Consider the following 261-nt stretch of genomic DNA (forward strand, 5'->3'; position numbering starts at 1 on the left):
CAACGGCTAAAAGATTCAGCCCAGCCCATGTCTCGAATTGATTGTTTTTATATCCATGTTGGGCCATCAATCGAAATACATTCTTAACCGCTTCAGAGCCAAGCCTTTGCCGTGCTTGAACCAAAGCACTTGGCGCAATGAGGGGCTTCTTATCAGGCAACATGATATCCATTTGAGTGGCAATATCCCACATCGATTTTTGCCGATAAAAACTCATTCCTATGATTGACCATAAAACAGTTTCGAGTGGTAAGCGGCGCT

General features: G+C 44.1%; 1 protein-coding gene. It reads right to left on the reverse strand.

Annotation, left to right across the window (positions count from 1 at the left end; translation table 11 throughout):
- Positions 1-261 (reverse strand): transposase domain-containing protein (locus ACSLUK_RS20070; RefSeq protein WP_448550559.1); only part of this gene is annotated, 261 nt, incomplete at both ends.

It is taken from the genome of Thalassotalea fusca, from assembly GCF_053485835.1.